This is a genomic window from Vibrio sp. BS-M-Sm-2 (assembly GCF_041504345.1).
GTDB lineage: Bacteria > Pseudomonadota > Gammaproteobacteria > Enterobacterales > Vibrionaceae > Vibrio > Vibrio satsumensis.
In genome coordinates this window covers 1576860-1595534 of sequence record NZ_CP167894.1, presented here as the reverse complement: position 1 = coordinate 1595534, position 18675 = coordinate 1576860, and the positions used below count along the sequence as shown (strand labels likewise).

Sequence of the window (18675 nt, the reverse complement as noted above, 5' to 3'; positions counted from 1 at the left end):
AAAAGCTTACAGTGATCCATAAGCTGTTATTGCTGAACTGGTCGTTCTCAAGGTTAGAAGTAGTCTTAAGATTAGAATTGGAATAGCAGGTTGATAGATAGAATAGAGTCTTCTTTGCTTAATCCTTCAGGCACTTTATCGTGGTATTGGCGAGAGTGAGCGATCTTTAGTGCGATATTGTCGGTAATATCATTGATGGCTTCGAGTTCGGTATCAAACTTTAGGTTACTGTGGCCAGACACAAGCGTCACGTCTGCCTTGAGCTGTAAATTCTTCAAGACCTGCCAAGACGTATTCACGTTGCCACGAAAAATCGCTTCTTCAACAATCTCCGGAAAGATGATGTCATCGTCGTCTAGCTCATCAAGATTTGGCTCTTGGTAACGAAAACCAGGCCCAACTTCGACTTCCAGCACAAACTCTTCGGTATTCGAAAACTGGTAACCCAGACCACTAGAAACGGTGTAGTCCTTAAAGTAGGCGCTGTATCGAGAATCGACACCTTTAAAGCTGCCGTAGAGATAGGTTTTAGGGCTTAACTTGTAGTCACTCTGAGCCGAGTAAGTTGACTGCCTTTTATCTTCTTCGCCATCTTTGTAGAGGTTGTAGTATTTCCATTCACCACTGGTTCTATGGCGGCCTGCCGTGTATTCACCGTTAAGGCGTGCGTTAAGCGACCGTGAATCAGAATTACCAGTATGCGACTGATATCCAAATTCGACTTCCGTTTTCAGTGGGTTCGGCAGTTCTGTATCACTCGTATCATTCGGTGCGATATCCATATCTTTTTCTTCAGATGTCGGTGCAACGACGATCGGCTCAGCAGTAGGTTCTGGTACTACTATAGAGTCGAGGATTGCATCAACAGAGGCTTTAGTATCATCAGCTAAGGCCAACGGAGTGCTCAGGAGGCCGATGCTTAGAAGACCAGTGCTCAGAGCCAATAATTTGGACACGCATACCTCAAGTTATACAGTGAATGAATGGCAGGATCGTAATGCTACCCTTGGTTAATTCCGTCAGCAATAGGTAAATTCTTCCTGAAGAATAAAACAAACTCATAGGATCGGATTACAAACGGATGTTCTTGGGTATAATGAACGATCATTATTAGTTATTGAGTGTAGTCATAGTGGATACCAAAAGTCAGAAATCAGCCAACGATCAGGTGGACGCCATCAAGGTCCCGCCACATTCATTAGAAGCTGAGCAATCTGTTATTGGCGGTTTGTTATTGGATAACGAACGCTGGGATACGGTTGCTGAAAAGGTTGTGGCCAAAGACTTTTATAGCCGTCCTCACCGTCTGATCTTTGAAGCGGTAAAGGATATCCTTGAAGAAAGTTCTCCTCTGGATCTTATTACACTCTCTGAACATTTAGAGCTGCGTGAGCAACTTGAAGAAGTGGGTGGCTTTGCCTACCTTGCTGACCTAGCGAAAAACACCCCAAGTGCCGCAAACATCAACGCCTATGCGGATATCGTGGCGCAGCGTGCACTTGTTCGTAGCCTGATTGGTGTCGCAAATGAGATTGCTGATTCTGGTTATGATCCTCAAGGTCGTACATCGGAAGAGCTTGTTGATCTGGCTGAAAGTAAAGTCTTCGCGATTGCCGAAGGCCGTGCAAGTGAAAACGAAGGTCCACAAAACGTTGATAGCATTCTAGAGAAGACACTAGAACGTATCGAGATCTTGTATAAAACACCGCAAGATGGTGTGACCGGTGTCGATACAGGTTTCAACGACCTCAATAAGAAAACAGCAGGTCTGCAAGGTTCTGACTTAATCATCGTTGCTGCTCGTCCATCGATGGGTAAAACCACGTTTGCGATGAACTTGTGTGAAAACGCAGCGATGAAGCAAGACAAACCTGTTTTAATTTTCTCGTTAGAGATGCCAGCCGAACAGCTGATGATGCGTATGCTTGCGTCACTTTCTCGAGTTGACCAAACCAAGATTCGTACCGGTCAGTTAGACGATGAAGATTGGGCTCGTATTTCGTCGAGTATGGGTATTCTGATGGATAAGAAGAATATGTATATCGATGACAGCTCGGGCCTGACTCCAACCGAAGTACGTTCTCGTGCTCGACGTATCGCTCGTGAACACGATGGTATCTCTATGATCATGATAGATTACCTTCAATTAATGCGTGTACCTTCGTTATCTGATAACCGTACTCTTGAGATCGCCGAGATTTCTCGCTCATTGAAAGCGTTAGCAAAAGAACTGAATGTTCCGGTTGTCGCACTTTCTCAGCTTAACCGTTCCCTAGAGCAACGTGCTGATAAACGTCCAGTAAACTCGGATTTGCGTGAATCAGGTTCGATTGAGCAAGATGCCGACTTAATCATGTTTATCTATCGTGATGAGGTTTATAACCCAGATAGTTCACTGAAAGGCATTGCTGAGATCATCCTTGGTAAGCAACGTAACGGTCCGATCGGTTCGGTTCGTCTTACGTTCCAAGGCCAACACTCCCGATTTGATAACTATGCAGGCCCTGCATTTGATGATGAGTAATCGCTAATGACTTACATGAAAGCGGCGACGGCGAGCATTGACTTAAACGCGCTCGAACATAACCTGAACCAGATAAAGTCGAAGGCTCCTCAGTGTAAGGTCATGTCTGTTGTGAAAGCCAATGGCTACGGACACGGCTTACTGCATATTGCCAAGCATTCAAAAAGCTCTGATGCATTCGGTGTGGCGCGTATTGAAGAAGCGTTACAACTTCGTGCTGGTGGCATTGTTAAACCTATTTTGTTGCTGGAAGGGTTTTACTCTTCGGGCGATTTGCCAATTTTGGTGACCAATAACATTCAAACTGTGGTGCATTGTGAAGAGCAATTAAGCGCGCTAGAGAATGCGGATTTGGAAACCCCCGTTGTGGTATGGCTAAAAGTCGACAGTGGTATGCACCGATTAGGTGTTCGTCCTGAGCAATATCAAAACTTTGTTGAGCGTTTGCATCAATGTGCGAATGTTGCCAAACCTCTACGTTACATGAGCCACTTCGGTTGTGCTGATGAACTGGATAGAGCAACCACCGTTGAACAGACCGAGCTTTTCTTGTCTCTTACCGAAGGTTGTGAAGGTGAGCGTTCACTTGCTGCCTCTGCGGGTTTACTCGCTTGGCCTGACAGCCACCTTGATTGGGTTCGTCCGGGAATCATCTCTTACGGTGTCTCTCCGTTTGTTGATAAATCAGCGCAAGAGCTTGGATTTTTACCTGTGATGACCCTGACCTCACACCTAATTGCCGTTCGCGATGTGAAAGCTGGTGAAAGTGTGGGTTATGGCGGAAACTGGACCAGTGAACGTGATACCAAGGTTGGTGTTATCGCGATTGGTTATGGTGATGGTTATCCTCGCACTGCACCTAACGGCACTCCAGTGTTCGTTAACGGTCGAAAAGTACCGATCGCAGGACGTGTTTCCATGGACATGCTAACGGTTGACCTAGGCCCTGATGCGGCAGATAAAGTCGGCGATGAAGCGACGCTATGGGGTAAAGATTTGCCTTCAGAAGAAGTTGCGGAACATATTGGCACTATCGCTTACGAGCTCGTTACTAAGCTGACTTCGCGTGTCGCGATGGAGTATGTGAAGTAGCTATGGGTCTAATTAAATGATGTTCAAGCGAACGACTCGACACCTAGTGATGTCAGCAATGGCGCTACTCGGTGTCAGCTTTTCTTCTTCAGCCCTTAGCGAAGAAAAAGACTCGGCCTTTGTCCCTTTCTACTTCAGCACCGAAACCATGGGTAATACTTTTGGGGTTGCTGGTGTCGCAAAGGGTGTTTGGCAACCTCAAGCTGCCCTGTTTGGTATGGCGCTTTATTCAGATAAAGACAGTTATGTCGGTTTCTTATCTGCCTTTAACTACGCTTTGTCTGAGAATGTTTTATTCAGCACTCAGATGTATCAAGCTCGCTTCAACGACAACCCGTATTACCTTGGTTCCCAAGGCGATAATGACTCATCTATTGATGACAAAACCATTGCCGATGGCTTAGAAGAAAACTATCAGTTTGAGTTTAAGTATCTGCTGCCTTGGGGCAATGTTGCAGAGCATGGCTTGTTAGGGGCATTTCAACCCATCAAAGACGTGAGCTTTGCTTCTCCATTAGAGTCGGGTGTCAGTTCGATTGTCTTTACGCCTTTTTATACCGCTCGAGAGCTGGAAGGTTTAAATAATACTGAAGAGGCGACAGGCTTTAGTTTGGCATTGGATTGGGATAACCGTGATAGCACACGTAACCCAACCACGGGCTCTCATACTAACCTTGAATTCACCACTGGCGCAGAAAGCTGGTCTAACGACGATTTATGGTTGAAGTGGACGTTCCAAAACAGTCAGTACTTCGCATTAGGCCCTTTAGGTGACCTGTTCGACCAACAAGTCGTGGCACTCGATTTCTATACTGTTGATACACCAACCTGGGATAACTGCTCTGGGCAAGATTGTGCTCGCCCACCGGAAACTGAACAAGCTCGATTGGGTGGCTTGTATCGATTACGAGGTTATACCGGAGGTCGCTACCACGGACGTTCTGCGGTTCATTACTCTGCTGAGTACCGAGTGATTCCTGACTGGCAACCTTTGGGTGATATCCCGCTGATTAACTACTACGATTTGCCTTGGTGGCAATGGGTAGCGTTTGCCGAAGTCGGGCGCGTTGCGGATGAGTACGATATAAAAACACTGCACTCGGATATGAAATGGAGCTTAGGTGGCGCGGTTCGTTTCCAAGTGGAAGGCATTGTTGTACGTGCTGAGTTGGCGCGAGGCGGTGATGAAGGGACCTTTAGGGTTATGATAAACCAGCCCTTCTAAAGCTTTCGGCCTACAGTAGGCCAATACTATTTTTATAAGAGTGGTTGTGGAAACACACCACTCTTTTTTTATTAAGAAGATCTAGCTTTCAAACCGTCTACTCACCTTGAATCGTAGCAACAACCGTACGGCTGCCACCACAATCTCGATGCTCACCTAAGTAAATGCCCTGCCATGTTCCTAAAGCTAAACGACCATTGCTAATTGGTATTGTCACACTGGTGCCAAGTGTCGATGCTTTAATGTGGGCTGGCATGTCATCATCGCCTTCATAGGTGTGTCTGTAGTAGGGTGCTCGCTCAGGTACAAACTTATTAAAGTGTGATTCCATATCGGTACGGACGGTAGGATCAGCGTTCTCGTTTAGCGTGAGGCTGGCAGAGGTATGTTGGATAAAAAGATGTAATAAACCAACAGATAGAGAATTGATATCGTGTATCTGTTGTTCAATTTCATCAGTAATGAGATGGAATCCACGCTTTCGTGCATTTAGGTGTATAGTCTTCTGAATCCACATACGCCATCCTTTATAATGTATTTGGAAAAAAAGTGGTTTAACGCTATCTTTTGAACTTGAATTTATCAGGTATCGCTCACATTTAATTATGTTAGAGCTAGAGTCTGTACCGATTCTTCTATCAGGAAATCGAATCCTGATTTATCTCAAGGTACAGCTCTTCATATGCGGCATAATACGTCGTGAAAAAAATTACAAAGAATCTTTCAGTGGTGACGCGGTTTGGTCATCACAGAAAAATATAAACTTTCGCCTAATCGGGGGTTCTATTCATCACCTAGGTGACGTTTAGAATAAAACCTACAGTAACATCGGGATAGATACCATGTTGAAAAATATCAACCCAACGCAAACACAAGCGTGGAAAGCTCTAACTGCACATTTTGAGTCTGCTCAAGATATGGATATGAAAGAGCTGTTTGCTCAAGATGCAAAGCGTTTCGAGAGCTTTTCTACTCGTTTCGGTTCTGACATCTTAGTAGATTACTCTAAGAACCTTATCGATGCTGAAACGATGCAGCACCTATTTGCTCTTGCGAACGAGACTGAAGTTAAGTCTGCAATCGAAGCAATGTTCGGTGGTGATGCAATCAACAAGACTGAAGGTCGTTCAGTGCTTCACACTGCTCTACGTAACCGTAGTGATAAGCCAGTAATGGTTGATGGCAAGGACGTAATGCCAGCAGTAAATGCAGTACTAGCAAAAATGGAGCTGTTCACACACCGTATCGTTTCTGGTGAGTGGAAAGGTTACACAGGTAAAGAGATCACTGATGTAGTTAACATCGGTATCGGCGGTTCGGACCTTGGTCCATACATGGTGACTGAAGCGCTAACGCCATACAAAACTCGTCTAAACATGCACTTCGTTTCTAACGTAGATGGCACTCACATTGTTGAGACACTTAAGCCTCTAAACCCAGAAACGACACTATTCTTAGTGGCATCTAAAACATTCACTACTCAAGAAACAATGACTAACGCGCACTCTGCTCGTGATTGGTTCTTGGCTGAAGCGGGTGATAACGCACACGTAGCTAAACACTTCGCAGCACTATCAACTAACGCAACTGCGGTCGCTGAGTTTGGTATTGATACTGACAACATGTTCGAATTCTGGGACTGGGTTGGTGGTCGTTACTCACTATGGTCTGCAATCGGCCTTTCTATCTCACTATCTGTTGGCTTCGATAACTTCGTAGAGCTATTAGATGGCGCTCACGAGATGGATAACCACTTTGCTTCAACTGAGTTTGAAAGCAACATCCCAGTTATCCTTGCGCTTATCGGCATTTGGTACAACAACTTCCACGGCGCTGAGTCAGAAGCAATCCTACCTTACGATCAATACATGCACCGTTTTGCTGCTTACTTCCAGCAAGGTAACATGGAATCGAACGGTAAGTTTGTAGACCGCGAAGGCAACCCGGTAGAGTACCAAACAGGTCCTATCATCTGGGGTGAACCTGGTACAAACGGCCAACATGCTTTCTACCAACTGATTCACCAAGGCACTAAGCTGATCCCATCAGACTTCATCGCGCCTGCAATCAGCCACAACCCAGCATCTGATCACCACCAGAAGCTGATGTCTAACTTCTTTGCTCAAACTGAAGCACTAGCATTCGGTAAGACAAAAGAAACTGTGGAAGCTGAATTCCTAGCTGCTGGCAAAACAGCTGAAGAAGTTGCTGAGCTAGTACCTTTCAAAGTGTTTGAAGGTAACCGCCCAACGAACTCTATTCTTGTTAAGCAAATTACACCTCGCTCTTTAGGTAACCTAATCGCGATGTACGAGCACAAGATCTTTGTTCAAGGCGTTATCTGGAACATCTTCAGCTTCGACCAATGGGGCGTAGAACTTGGTAAGCAACTAGCAAACCAAATTCTTCCAGAGCTTGCTGATGATGCTCAAGTAACGTCTCACGACAGCTCAACGAATGGTCTAATCAACGCATTTAAAGCGCTTAAAGCTTAATTGAGTTGATAACCTAAAAAGAAACGCCAACCTTCGGGTTGGCGTTTTTGTATCTGTAGAGTAAGCAATGGTTAAATCGCAGGTAATAAAAAAGGCTGACATATCTGTCAGCCTCTTAAATACAGCGTCAGCCTTCTAAATATTCGTAGTGGCGACTTTTATTCGAAACAGATCTCGATGAAGGCATTACCCCATTGAGATGAGAAAGGCATGATGATGATTGCCCCATCACACTTGTGACGAATAGTGTGGCCTTTACCTGAAACCACGATTGGAGTTGCCATGTCGAAGTCGAAGCCGCTTTCAGCAAGAATACGTTTTGCACCGCCAGTCACCATGTTAGTGATTTCACCCACCATATCGGTTACTTCTTCGTTGAGGCCGTTTGGTCGTTCACCGAGCATGTTTTCCATGATTTCGAGGGCGAGACCTTCATCAAAGGTGATCGACATTGAGCCACGAGATTGTGTACCCACCATACCAATTAGGCCGGATACATCACCACGAGCGATTTCATCTTTCTTAACTCTCGGTTTTTGTGGCTTCAATTCTAGAGAAGCCATCGTTTTTAATACGTTCATCAAAGAAGCTAAAAACGGGTTTACAAATTCAGCGCGCATAATGTTCTTCTATAATCTTATTCTTTCATCTCGGAGGAGCAAGATTGGCAAATGCCATGCGATTCAATGACATGATTAGTCAATTGAAATCCATGCTTCTCAGCGTTACTGGCGAGTAGGGTGACAAGCGCATCGTCTTGCAGTTCTATCACAGTGCCACATTTATCGCAGATCAGTAGTTGGGAGAAATGTTTGTTGGCATTGCAAGAGCAGCAGCATATGAAGCTATTGGTTGACTCAACTCGGTGAATGAAACCTTGTTCCAACAAGAAATCCAAAGCGCGATAAACTGTAGGAGGCTTGGCCTGTGGTTCACTGACTTTCAACTGCTCTAATAATTCATAAGCGCTGGAGGCTTTTTTATTAGAGAGGATGAGCTCAAACACTCGCTTTCTTTGAGGTGTTAGTCTAACTCCTCGCGATGCGCATATCCCTTCAACTTGCTCTATTAATGTGTGGTCCAAATTTTTCACCATTCAATCGGACATCCCTAATCAAACCTTATTTCTAGGTTACTACGTTTTGGGAGCCAATGATTTCTATTAAAGTCAGGTACAGAGCGTATTGTGACCCACGACTTTGAATAAGACAAGGTAACTCAAAATGACAGTGTGACTCAAGGCATAACTGATTAATGAGGCTGAATTAGAGATCTGGTGAATAGGTTTATAAAAAAGTGTGAGGCAAAGTTCATATAGCACAATCAAGGCATAGCATTTACAATAGCCGACCTTGCTTTTGCTGGGTATTCCAGCATATTTTTTTGACTCGCTACTAGGGTACTTTGCCATGACACATTCATGTAGGTTGTCTGTCGCTCCAATGCTCGATTGGACTGACCGCCACTGTCGTTACTTTCACCGTTTGCTTTCTCAGCAGACTCTTCTGTACACGGAAATGGTAACAACGGGCGCGATCTTACATGGTAAGGGCGACTTTCTAGAATATAACGAGCAAGAACATCCTCTTGCTCTTCAGCTCGGTGGCTCAAATCCGGTTGATCTTGCAGCTTGTGCCAAGCTAGCTGGTGAGCGTGGTTATGATGAAGTAAACCTTAACGTAGGTTGTCCTTCAGACCGAGTGCAAAACGGTCGCTTTGGCGCGTGCTTAATGGTTGAACCAGAGCTAGTAGCAGACTGTGTATCAGCGATGAAAGAGGTGACTGATATTCCAATTACGGTGAAAACTCGCATTGGAATCGATAACCAAGACTCATACGAGTTTCTGACGAAGTTCATCTCAACGGTTTCTGAAAAGGGCGGCTGTGAACAATTCACTATTCACGCACGTAAAGCGTGGTTGAGTGGTCTTAGCCCGAAAGAGAACCGTGAGATCCCACCTCTGGATTATGATCGTGCATACCAAATCAAGAGAGACTTCTCTGATCTTGTGATTGCCGTGAATGGTGGCATTACTACTCTTGAGCAAACTAAAGAGCACTTGCAGCACCTTGACGGCGTGATGATTGGTCGTGAGGCTTACCATAGTCCATTTATTCTTGCGGAAGTTGATCAACAGATCTTTGGTTTAGATACGCCAATTAAGAAACGCTCACAAGTTGTGGAAGAGATGTACCCGTACATCGAACGTGAACTTTCAAATGGTGCGAGCCTAGGACATATCTCTCGTCACATGCTTGGTTTGTTCCAAAGCATGCCAGGTGCAAGGCAATGGCGTCGCTACATCAGCGAAAATGCACATAAGAAAGGCGCAGGTATTGAAGTAATGCAGACGGCATTGGCTAAGATTCCTAAAGAGCTGAACGTATAGCCTCTCTCAAGGTGAAGAGTCTACGTAAGGTTAAATTCGCCATTAGAGGCTAAATTTACCACTCTGATTTATTTGAAAAGCCACGCATGAGAATGTGTGGCTTTTTATTTTATTGATAAATAAGGGTTTTATTGTTTTTGGTGACTTGGTACAGAAGCTGCAATGTTAGAAAGTAGGAAAGATAGGTCATTAACTCATTAGGGAGACCATTATGTTTGAATTAATCTTTGTTCTGATTTTCGTTGCTACGCTACTTGTGACAGGTATTACCTTTATGACTGTATTAGCTGCAACTGGAGTAGCGTTACTAGTCATGTTGGTCTTAGGTATGATGGGTGTCGTGTTTAAATTGCTGCCTTGGTTGATCGTGATTGCAATCGGTGTGTGGTTTTTCAAAAACTTTGTACACAGTTCTAACCAGAGACGTTACTAAGGTCATAGTGCCGTCAAATCTTTACTCGTCAGCGGTTTATCGTTTTAGAATTTAATATGTGTGGTAGAATTTTCCCCAATAATCTGTGAATGTGCATACAATTAGCACTACGATATGGAATTGGAGCTATCTCAAATGAATAAAATGCCATTAATTGCTTTAGTGGGAATGCTATCTTTAAGCTCGGCAGTGGCTGCTGAAGAAGAGTTTTCTTACACGGCTAAAGTCGGTGCCGATATGTGGTGGGGAAGTACTAAGCTAAACGAAGTTAGACAAGATGAAGACTCTAACTCTCCTTCTGTGTATTTCGCATTTGAGCATAATGCCCCAATGCTGCCAAATGCTAGCTTCCGTTATACGTCTATTGATACGGATGCATTGGCTTTTGATAAGTACGACTACACATTCTACTACACGTTGCTAGAGCATAAGTTGATGAACTTCGATGCGGGTGTGACGTTTACTCAGTACTCGAACTCAAATTACATTGAGCCTAAAACGAGTACTCAAGCAAGCTTTGATGAGTACTCGTGGAGTTTCTACGGTAACGCTGAGATCAACGTTCCTGATACCAACTTCGATATCATTGGTACGATGGAGTTTGGTGATAGCAGTGGCATAAAGAGCACTGACTTAATGGCAGGTGTTCAGTACCGAATTCCTGTATCAGAATCTGAAATTGCCCTGCGTGGTGGTTACCGTGTTATCGATCTAGACTCGGATGAGTTCTTTAGCTCTGAACTAGGCAAGAGCTTCGTTATGGTCGATGGTTGGTTTGCGGGTGCTGAAGTACGCTTCTAGGCCATACAAAGCAAACTTAGAACGAATTTTAAGAACGTCACCTTATTAAGTGGCGTTTTTTATATCTATTGGTTATACCCAAGTGGCTTCAAGATGCTGGATTCAGAGCGTTGTCATTGAGCCGAGTTCAAGGAAAACGACGCAGCGTAATAGCTGGCTCTTTCCAAGTTGTTTGACGCAGCAATCGGTTCAATGACACGCTCCCAAAGGGCGAGTTGTCTTGGCTTGTATACTTTGTTGTCGATTCTTGATTTAGGCCCACTAGACCTTTAAATCGTTGCCGCGTCTACAAACCAAGTCATTTTCGCTGAACCAAGCATCTTGAGGTTACTTGGGTATATATCTTTCTGGAATTAGTTAGCACATTCATCACTTTCGACCATCCTTATACAGAGAGCTGATTAACGTCTATTCTTATAAGGTCTATGCTGTTGGGTCAGAACAAGGGATGGAATATGACACTCAATGAATTACGCAATTTATATCGAGAAAATTTGTTAGTTGAAGCCATCATAGAGCCCTCAATACAAGAAGGGTCTTGGGTTGTGGAGTTTCGCCATATGAGAGGCGGCTTTGTTCTGCTTACTGATGTCCATGGTGAGGAGTGCCATTATGCGGATTTAGACCTAGCATCTAAGTCGGCAATGGCGGTTGGCTTTCAGCAAGTGCGTATTGAAAACCAGTAAGTCAATTTACGTTTCAATCGGTTTTTACTTCCAAAAAGTTATAAAACATACTTTTCTATTCTTTCTTGTTATTAAAAGGAGTGGTTAATCTATCGTCACGCAATGATTAGGGATGTCGTGACCATGTCTTTAAATAAGAAAGAGTCTTCACAAAATAATAATGCACAGTCTGGGGTTAATGAACTACCTGGGCTAGCAGCACCACTTAATGACCAACAATTGGGTCATCTTCAACACACTGTTTCTGAGTTATCTTCACAACAACTGGCATGGGTCAGTGGTTACCTTTGGGGTGTGAGCCAAGCTCAGCCTGTAGGTGCAGCTGCGCCAATCGCTCAAGCGGCTGCTGCAGTAGCCGCTAAACCGGCGGGTAAGCTCAGCATTATCTTCGCATCTCAAACAGGTAATGCTAAAGGCGTCGCTGAATCGCTTGAGGCAGAAGCTAAAGCCTTGGGTATTGCTGTCGAGCTTTTCGATGCCAGTGATTATAAAGGTAAGAATCTAGCCAAAGAGACACACGTCATTTTTGTGGCTTCAACCAATGGTGAGGGCGAAGCCCCTGATAACGCGATTGAGTTGCATGAATTCCTACAATCGAAGAAAGCGCCAAAATTATCAAACCTACAATACGGTGTGATTGGTTTAGGTGACTCAAGCTATGAGTTCTTCTGCCAAACGGCTAAAGACTTCGATAACTTCCTCGCTAAGCTTGGTGCTAAATCGTTTGTCGACCGTCTTGATTGTGATGTTGATTACGAAGAATCAGCAACGGAATGGCGCGCTAAAGCATTAGAGCAAGTAAAAGAGACACTATCGACAGGCACTGAAGCCGATGTGGTTCAATTACCAGTAGGTCAAGCGGCCGCTGGTCATTCGCAATACACCAAACAAAACCCATACACCGCGACACTATTGACGAGCCAAAAGATCACCGGTCGTGATTCGGGTAAAGATGTTCGTCATATCGAGATTGATCTTGATGAGTCGGGTATTACTTACCAACCGGGTGATGCGCTAGGCGTATGGTTTGAAAACAGTTCAGAACTCGCAAATCAGATCCTTTCTAAGGTTGGGTTATCTGGTATCGAAAGTGTTGATGTCGATGGTGACAACTTATCTGTCCACAGCGCACTCGTCAGTAAATTCGAAATTACATCTTCAAATCCTCAACTAGTGACTAAGTTTGCTGAGCTTTCGGGCAGCAAGAAGTTAATCAAGCTGGTGGAAGATAAAGACAAGCTTCGTGAATATGCAGGCAACACTCAAATTGTTGATGTACTAGCTGAAAAGAAAACCAAGCTATCGGCTGATGAGTTAATTGGCCTACTACGTAAGCTGACTCCACGCCTCTATTCTATTGCATCAAGCCAAGCAGAAGTAGATGAAGAAGTTCACTTAACGGTTGGCCTCGTTGAATATCAAAAAGGCGAAGAGTCTCGTTTAGGCGGAGCTTCTAGCTTCTTAGCTCAACGACTTGAAGAAGGTGGTGAAGTGAAGGTGTTTGTTGAGAACAACAATAACTTCAAATTACCACAAGACGATAATACACCAATCATCATGGTTGGCCCGGGTACCGGTATCGCACCGTTCCGCAGTTTTGTTCAAGAGCGTGAAAACAATGATGCTGAAGGTAAGAGTTGGTTGTTCTTCGGTGACCGTACCTTTACTCAAGATTTCTTATACCAAGTTGAATGGCAGAAATACCTCAAATCTGGTGCGCTAACCAAATTGGATGTTGCCTTTAGTCGTGACCAAAAAGAAAAGGTTTATGTTCAAGATCGCTTAATCGAACAAGCAGCTCAGGTTTGGCAATGGCTGCAAGAGGGCGCGTACCTCTATGTTTGTGGTGACGCGACTCGAATGGCGAAAGATGTCCATGAAGCGTTAGTGACGATAGCGGAAAAACATGGCAACCAGAGCCGTGAGCAAGCTGAACAATATATTAATGATTTACGTAAAGCGAAACGTTACCAAAGGGATGTGTACTAATGAGCAAGCAAGTAATAGAGCAAGAAGTGCTAGGTCAAGTACTTGGACCTTTGGCTGACAATGAGCGTTTGAAGCGTGAAAGTAAGAATCTACGCGGTACGATTGAACAAGATCTTCAAGACCGTATCACTGGTGGTTTTACCGCAGACAACTTTCAGCTGATCCGCTTCCATGGTATGTATCAACAAGATGACCGTGATATCCGCAACGAGCGTGCAAAACAAAAGTTAGAACCTTTACATAATGTCATGCTTCGTGCGCGTATGCCTGGTGGCATCATCACTCCTAAACAATGGTTAGCGATTGATAAGTTCGCAGATGAAAGCACCTCTTATGGTTCTATCCGTCTAACAACACGTCAAACTTTCCAATTCCATGGTGTGTTGAAACCGAACATTAAATTGATGCACCAAACGCTAAACAGTATTGGCATTGATTCAATCGCTACTGCAGGTGACGTCAACCGAAATGTTTTGTGTACGACAAACCCGGTTGAGTCCGAGCTTCATCAAGAAGCGTATGAGTGGGCGAAAAAGATCAGTGAACACCTATTACCTAAGACTCGCGCTTATGCAGAAATCTGGTTAGATGGTGAGAAACTAGAAACAACCGATGAAGAACCTATTCTAGGTAGTAACTACCTACCGCGTAAGTTCAAGACGACGGTTGTGATTCCTCCACAGAATGACGTAGACGTTCATGCCAATGACCTTAACTTTGTTGCGATTGCAAAAGACGGAAAGCTGGTGGGCTTTAACGTGTTAGTGGGTGGCGGCTTAGCAATGACGCACGGCGATACTTCTACTTATGCACGTAAAGCTGACGACTTTGGTTTTGTACCACTAGACAAGACATTAGATGTAGCAGCAGCCGTTGTGACTACACAGCGTGATTGGGGTAACCGTTCGAACCGTAAGAACGCAAAAACCAAATACACACTAGACCGTGTTGGTATTGATGTATTCAAAGCGGAAGTAGAAAAACGTGCAGTCGTTGAGTTTTCTGAAAGCCGTCCTTATGAGTTTACTGGCCGTGGCGATCGTATCGGTTGGGCGGAAGGCATTGATGGTAAGCACCACTTAGCGTTATTCATCGAAAATGGTCGTTTACTTGATTTTCCAGGGAAAGCGCTGAAAACAGGCGTTGCTGAAATTGCGAAGATCCACAAAGGTGACTTCCGCATGACTGCAAACCAAAACTTAATTGTTGCAGGTGTCTCTAAAAGTCAGAAGGCCAAAATTGAGAAACTGGCGCGTCAATATGGTTTGATGGATGATGCGGTAAGTGAGCAACGTAAAAACTCAATGGCGTGTGTGGCATTCCCAACATGTCCTCTAGCAATGGCAGAAGCTGAGCGCTTTCTTCCTGAGTTTGTTACGGATGTTGAAGACATTCTGAAAACACATGGATTACCAGAAGAAGATAACATCATCCTTCGAATCACTGGTTGTCCAAACGGTTGTGGTCGTGCCATGTTGGCTGAACTGGGGTTAGTCGGTAAGGCTCCGGGGCGTTACAACATGCACTTAGGTGGCAACAAAGCCGGAACTCGTATCCCGAAGATGTATAAAGAGAACATCACTTCAGCTCAGATCTTAGAAGAGATTGATTCGCTGGTGGGACGTTGGGCTACGGAACGACAGGACAATGAAGGTTTTGGCGATTTCACTATCCGAGCCGGCATCATCGAAGAGGTGATCATTTCAAAGAGGGATCTGCATGCATAATTCTGTCGCTTCAAAATTGAAGTTAGCAGAGCTACTCGCATTGACTAAGACGGAGCAAATACTTCGTCTTGGACAAATCAACGCAGAGTTAGAGCGGCTAACCGCATTAGAAAGAGTTAGTTGGGCTTTAGATAATTTAGAAGGGACACATGTTGTGTCTTCTAGTTTCGGAATCCAAGCGGCGTTGATGCTGCACTTAGTGACTCAAGCGAAACCAGACATTCCGGTTATTCTGACGGACACCGGGTACCTATTCCCGGAAACATATCGTTTTATAGATGAGTTAAGTAAGAAGTTGACTCTAAACCTTCAAGTATTTCGTGCGCAACAGAGCCCAAATTGGCAAGAAGCGCAATATGGTAAACTTTGGGAACAAGGCATAGAAGGGATAGAGAAGTACAACAAGCTTAATAAAGTTGAACCGATGAGAAGAGCGCTTGATGAGCTCGAGGCTGGGACATGGTTTTCCGGTTTAAGAAGAGAGCAATCTCAATCGCGCGCAAACCTACCAATTTTATCCATCCAAAATGGTGTGTTTAAATTCTTGCCGGTAATCGACTGGACGAATAAAGATGTTCACTATTACTTAGAAGAGCATGGTCTCGGTTATCACCCGCTTCGAGAGCAGGGTTACCTTTCTGTTGGAGATACACATACAACTAAGAAGTGGGAGCCGGGTATGACTGAAGAGGAAACTCGTTTTAATGGGCTGAAACGCGAATGTGGTCTCCATGAAGATGATGGAGAGCAATATGGTTCTGGGATTTAGAGTCATTGCTATTTAAAAAGCTGCCATTAGGCAGTTTTTTAGTTTCTAGGGGATAAAATCAGAGTGATTGTGGATAAGTCTGTGGTTATTGTGTAGTTACTTTGTAGTTAAAGTTGCATAAATAAGGCTTTGAGTGTTTATTCGTCATGTAATCGTTATTTTTACATTTTTCTTTAATAAACACTTGCCAATGTGATGAACATCTCTATAATGCCGCCTCACTGACACGGCAGACGCCGCAAGGCTTCAGCGCAGAATGTTAGTTAGGCAACTAGTTTTAAGTGATAATTCGCTCCTACTTTTAGAAAGTGGAAATTAATTTTCAAAAGTGTTTGACACTGAGAATTAAATCGCTAGAATGGCCGCCTCTTCCGAAGTGATGCAAGTCACAACGAAGAGAAGCTCTTTAACAATTTAAACCTATCAATCTGTGTGGGCACTCGTTGATGAATATCAAAACGTTTTATCGTTAGATAAAACAGATTCTTCGGAATCAAAATTGATTTCAATGAACTGAGTGACCAATACAAATAACTTCGGTTATTTGGCACAGTCAATTCATTACCATTCTGTTCCTATTTATTTAAGAAGAGAGGGGTAATAGCTTTAGAATTACATGTTCATCAATCTTTTTCGAAAGAGCGGTAAATATTAGTTTTGAAGTCAGTATTCGTTGAGTCACAAAATCTTAAATTGAAGAGTTTGATCATGGCTCAGATTGAACGCTGGCGGCAGGCCTAACACATGCAAGTCGAGCGGAAACGACACTAACAATCCTTCGGGAGCGTTAATGGGCGTCGAGCGGCGGACGGGTGAGTAATGCCTAGGAAATTGCCTTGATGTGGGGGATAACCATTGGAAACGATGGCTAATACCGCATAATGCCTACGGGCCAAAGAGGGGGACCTTCGGGCCTCTCGCGTCAAGATATGCCTAGGTGGGATTAGCTAGTTGGTGAGGTAATGGCTCACCAAGGCGACGATCCCTAGCTGGTCTGAGAGGATGATCAGCCACACTGGAACTGAGACACGGTCCAGACTCCTACGGGAGGCAGCAGTGGGGAATATTGCACAATGGGCGAAAGCCTGATGCAGCCATGCCGCGTGTATGAAGAAGGCCTTCGGGTTGTAAAGTACTTTCAGTTGTGAGGAAGGGGGTAGTGTTAATAGCGCTATCTCTTGACGTTAGCAACAGAAGAAGCACCGGCTAACTCCGTGCCAGCAGCCGCGGTAATACGGAGGGTGCGAGCGTTAATCGGAATTACTGGGCGTAAAGCGCATGCAGGTGGTTCATTAAGTCAGATGTGAAAGCCCGGGGCTCAACCTCGGAACTGCATTTGAAACTGGTGAACTAGAGTACTGTAGAGGGGGGTAGAATTTCAGGTGTAGCGGTGAAATGCGTAGAGATCTGAAGGAATACCAGTGGCGAAGGCGGCCCCCTGGACAGATACTGACACTCAGATGCGAAAGCGTGGGGAGCAAACAGGATTAGATACCCTGGTAGTCCACGCCGTAAACGATGTCTACTTGGAGGTTGTGGCCTTGAGCCGTGGCTTTCGGAGCTAACGCGTTAAGTAGACCGCCTGGGGAGTACGGTCGCAAGATTAAAACTCAAATGAATTGACGGGGGCCCGCACAAGCGGTGGAGCATGTGGTTTAATTCGATGCAACGCGAAGAACCTTACCTACTCTTGACATCCAGAGAAGCCAGCGGAGACGCAGGTGTGCCTTCGGGAGCTCTGAGACAGGTGCTGCATGGCTGTCGTCAGCTCGTGTTGTGAAATGTTGGGTTAAGTCCCGCAACGAGCGCAACCCTTATCCTTGTTTGCCAGCGAGTAATGTCGGGAACTCCAGGGAGACTGCCGGTGATAAACCGGAGGAAGGTGGGGACGACGTCAAGTCATCATGGCCCTTACGAGTAGGGCTACACACGTGCTACAATGGCGCATACAGAGGGCAGCAAGCTAGCGATAGTGAGCGAATCCCAAAAAGTGCGTCGTAGTCCGGATTGGAGTCTGCAACTCGACTCCATGAAGTCGGAATCGCTAGTAATCGTAGATCAGAATGCTACGGTGAATACGTTCCCGGGCCTTGTACACACCGCCCGTCACACCATGGGAGTGGGCTGCAAAAGAAGTGGGTAGTTTAACCTTTCGGGGAGGACGCTCACCACTTTGTGGTTCATGACTGGGGTGAAGTCGTAACAAGGTAGCCCTAGGGGAACCTGGGGCTGGATCACCTCCTTATACGAAGATATTCACGATAAGTGTCCACACAGATTGATTAGGTTTAGAAAGTTAGAGCATCTTAGTGTCCCGTTCGTCTAGAGGCCTAGGACACCGCCCTTTCACGGCGGTAACAGGGGTTCGACTCCCCTACGGGATACCATTTTTAAGCGTTCTTTGAAGCCAAAGCCGATGAGAATATTTAAAAATGGTTACTTCGTTATGAAGTGATTCGCTCTTTAATAATTTGGAAAGCTGACTGATTGATTACTTACGAGTAATTCAATCAAATTTAAAAGTTCTCAATGTTTACCTTTATG

At 44.8% G+C, this 18675-nt stretch carries 15 protein-coding genes, 1 tRNA gene and 1 rRNA gene; 13 read left to right on the top strand and 4 right to left on the bottom strand.

Features of this window, described 5'->3' with window-relative positions:
- Positions 1-71 precede the first annotated feature (71 nt).
- Positions 72-956, bottom strand: coding sequence for a DUF481 domain-containing protein (locus tag AB8613_RS07090; RefSeq protein ID WP_132982593.1), 885 nt, complete (start codon positions 954-956; stop codon positions 72-74).
- A 176-nt stretch (positions 957-1132) separates the two neighbouring features.
- Here AB8613_RS07090 and AB8613_RS07085 point away from each other — a divergent pair, with 176 nt between their 5' ends.
- The 3 genes from AB8613_RS07085 to AB8613_RS07075 are packed head-to-tail and all read left to right on the top strand — an operon-like array spanning position 1133 to position 4841.
- Positions 1133-2524 carry a replicative DNA helicase gene (locus AB8613_RS07085; RefSeq protein WP_016767560.1) on the top strand — a complete coding sequence of 464 codons (1392 nt, stop codon included), beginning with the start codon at positions 1133-1135 and terminating at the stop codon, positions 2522-2524.
- A gap of 6 nt (positions 2525-2530) precedes the next feature.
- Complete coding sequence (gene alr, locus AB8613_RS07080; RefSeq protein WP_017065624.1) at positions 2531-3616, top strand: alanine racemase; 1086 nt, start codon at positions 2531-2533, stop codon at positions 3614-3616.
- A 19-nt stretch (positions 3617-3635) separates the two neighbouring features.
- Positions 3636-4841: a BamA/TamA family outer membrane protein gene (locus AB8613_RS07075; RefSeq protein WP_372384805.1), complete on the top strand. Its 1206-nt coding sequence runs from the start codon at positions 3636-3638 to the stop codon at positions 4839-4841.
- A gap of 97 nt (positions 4842-4938) precedes the next feature.
- Here the strand turns inward: AB8613_RS07075 and AB8613_RS07070 are convergent, their stop codons facing one another.
- Positions 4939-5358, bottom strand: a complete 420-nt coding sequence (locus AB8613_RS07070; RefSeq protein WP_146491335.1) for a secondary thiamine-phosphate synthase enzyme YjbQ — start codon at positions 5356-5358, stop codon at positions 4939-4941.
- Positions 5359-5683: 325 nt separating this feature from the next.
- Between AB8613_RS07070 and pgi the strand changes: the two genes are divergently transcribed.
- Positions 5684-7336: a glucose-6-phosphate isomerase gene (gene pgi, locus AB8613_RS07065; protein WP_146491336.1), complete on the top strand. Its 1653-nt coding sequence runs from the start codon at positions 5684-5686 to the stop codon at positions 7334-7336.
- A gap of 158 nt (positions 7337-7494) precedes the next feature.
- On the opposite strand, the gene AB8613_RS07060 is transcribed toward pgi, so the two are convergent.
- Both AB8613_RS07060 and zur read right to left on the bottom strand, forming a co-directional pair.
- Positions 7495-7956 carry a chemotaxis protein CheX gene (locus AB8613_RS07060; protein ID WP_017059940.1) on the bottom strand — a complete coding sequence of 154 codons (462 nt, stop codon included), beginning with the start codon at positions 7954-7956 and terminating at the stop codon, positions 7495-7497.
- 17 nt (positions 7957-7973) lie between these two features.
- A complete protein-coding gene (gene zur, locus AB8613_RS07055) occupies positions 7974-8432 on the bottom strand; it encodes a zinc uptake transcriptional repressor Zur (RefSeq protein ID WP_017059941.1) in 459 nt (152 codons plus the stop codon).
- Positions 8433-8745: 313 nt separating this feature from the next.
- Between zur and dusA the strand changes: the two genes are divergently transcribed.
- The 9 genes from dusA to AB8613_RS07010 all read left to right on the top strand — a co-directional run bounded on the left by dusA (position 8746) and on the right by AB8613_RS07010 (position 18518).
- Entirely contained in the window at positions 8746-9726 is a 981-nt protein-coding gene (gene dusA, locus AB8613_RS07050) for a tRNA dihydrouridine(20/20a) synthase DusA (protein ID WP_372384701.1), read from the top strand.
- A 211-nt stretch (positions 9727-9937) separates the two neighbouring features.
- Entirely contained in the window at positions 9938-10159 is a 222-nt protein-coding gene (pspG, locus tag AB8613_RS07045) for an envelope stress response protein PspG (protein WP_017059950.1), read from the top strand.
- A gap of 135 nt (positions 10160-10294) precedes the next feature.
- Positions 10295-10960, top strand: a complete 666-nt coding sequence (locus AB8613_RS07040; protein ID WP_372384700.1) for a TIGR04219 family outer membrane beta-barrel protein — start codon at positions 10295-10297, stop codon at positions 10958-10960.
- A gap of 455 nt (positions 10961-11415) precedes the next feature.
- On the top strand, positions 11416-11646 hold the full coding sequence (locus AB8613_RS07035; RefSeq protein WP_146491339.1) for a hypothetical protein: 231 nt from the start codon (positions 11416-11418) through the stop codon (positions 11644-11646).
- Positions 11647-11769: 123 nt separating this feature from the next.
- Positions 11770-13635 carry an assimilatory sulfite reductase (NADPH) flavoprotein subunit gene (locus AB8613_RS07030; RefSeq protein WP_372384699.1) on the top strand — a complete coding sequence of 622 codons (1866 nt, stop codon included), beginning with the start codon at positions 11770-11772 and terminating at the stop codon, positions 13633-13635.
- On the top strand, positions 13635-15362 hold the full coding sequence (cysI, locus tag AB8613_RS07025) for an assimilatory sulfite reductase (NADPH) hemoprotein subunit (protein ID WP_372384698.1): 1728 nt from the start codon (positions 13635-13637) through the stop codon (positions 15360-15362). The genes AB8613_RS07030 and cysI overlap by 1 nt, the downstream gene beginning before the upstream one ends.
- Entirely contained in the window at positions 15355-16131 is a 777-nt protein-coding gene (locus AB8613_RS07020) for a phosphoadenylyl-sulfate reductase (protein ID WP_146491342.1), read from the top strand. Before cysI ends, AB8613_RS07020 begins: the two co-directional genes overlap by 8 nt.
- 690 nt (positions 16132-16821) lie before the next feature.
- Positions 16822-18376, top strand: a 16S ribosomal RNA gene (locus tag AB8613_RS07015).
- Positions 18377-18442: 66 nt separating this feature from the next.
- Positions 18443-18518 (top strand) — tRNA-Glu (locus tag AB8613_RS07010).
- The last annotated feature ends 157 nt before the right edge of the window (positions 18519-18675 follow it).

Coding starts and splice junctions, on each gene's coding strand:
- alr (WP_017065624.1), top strand. CDS start 2,531: ATGACTTACATGAAAGCGGCGACGGCGAGCATTGACTTAAACGCGCTC.
- AB8613_RS07075 (WP_372384805.1), top strand. CDS start 3,636: ATGTTCAAGCGAACGACTCGACACCTAGTGATGTCAGCAATGGCGCTA.
- AB8613_RS07070 (WP_146491335.1), bottom strand. CDS start 5,358: ATGTGGATTCAGAAGACTATACACCTAAATGCACGAAAGCGTGGATTC.
- pgi (WP_146491336.1), top strand. CDS start 5,684: ATGTTGAAAAATATCAACCCAACGCAAACACAAGCGTGGAAAGCTCTA.
- AB8613_RS07060 (WP_017059940.1), bottom strand. CDS start 7,956: ATGCGCGCTGAATTTGTAAACCCGTTTTTAGCTTCTTTGATGAACGTA.
- zur (WP_017059941.1), bottom strand. CDS start 8,432: ATGGTGAAAAATTTGGACCACACATTAATAGAGCAAGTTGAAGGGATA.
- dusA (WP_372384701.1), top strand. CDS start 8,746: ATGACACATTCATGTAGGTTGTCTGTCGCTCCAATGCTCGATTGGACT.
- pspG (WP_017059950.1), top strand. CDS start 9,938: ATGTTTGAATTAATCTTTGTTCTGATTTTCGTTGCTACGCTACTTGTG.
- AB8613_RS07040 (WP_372384700.1), top strand. CDS start 10,295: ATGAATAAAATGCCATTAATTGCTTTAGTGGGAATGCTATCTTTAAGC.
- AB8613_RS07035 (WP_146491339.1), top strand. CDS start 11,416: ATGACACTCAATGAATTACGCAATTTATATCGAGAAAATTTGTTAGTT.
- AB8613_RS07030 (WP_372384699.1), top strand. CDS start 11,770: ATGTCTTTAAATAAGAAAGAGTCTTCACAAAATAATAATGCACAGTCT.
- cysI (WP_372384698.1), top strand. CDS start 13,635: ATGAGCAAGCAAGTAATAGAGCAAGAAGTGCTAGGTCAAGTACTTGGA.
- AB8613_RS07020 (WP_146491342.1), top strand. CDS start 15,355: ATGCATAATTCTGTCGCTTCAAAATTGAAGTTAGCAGAGCTACTCGCA.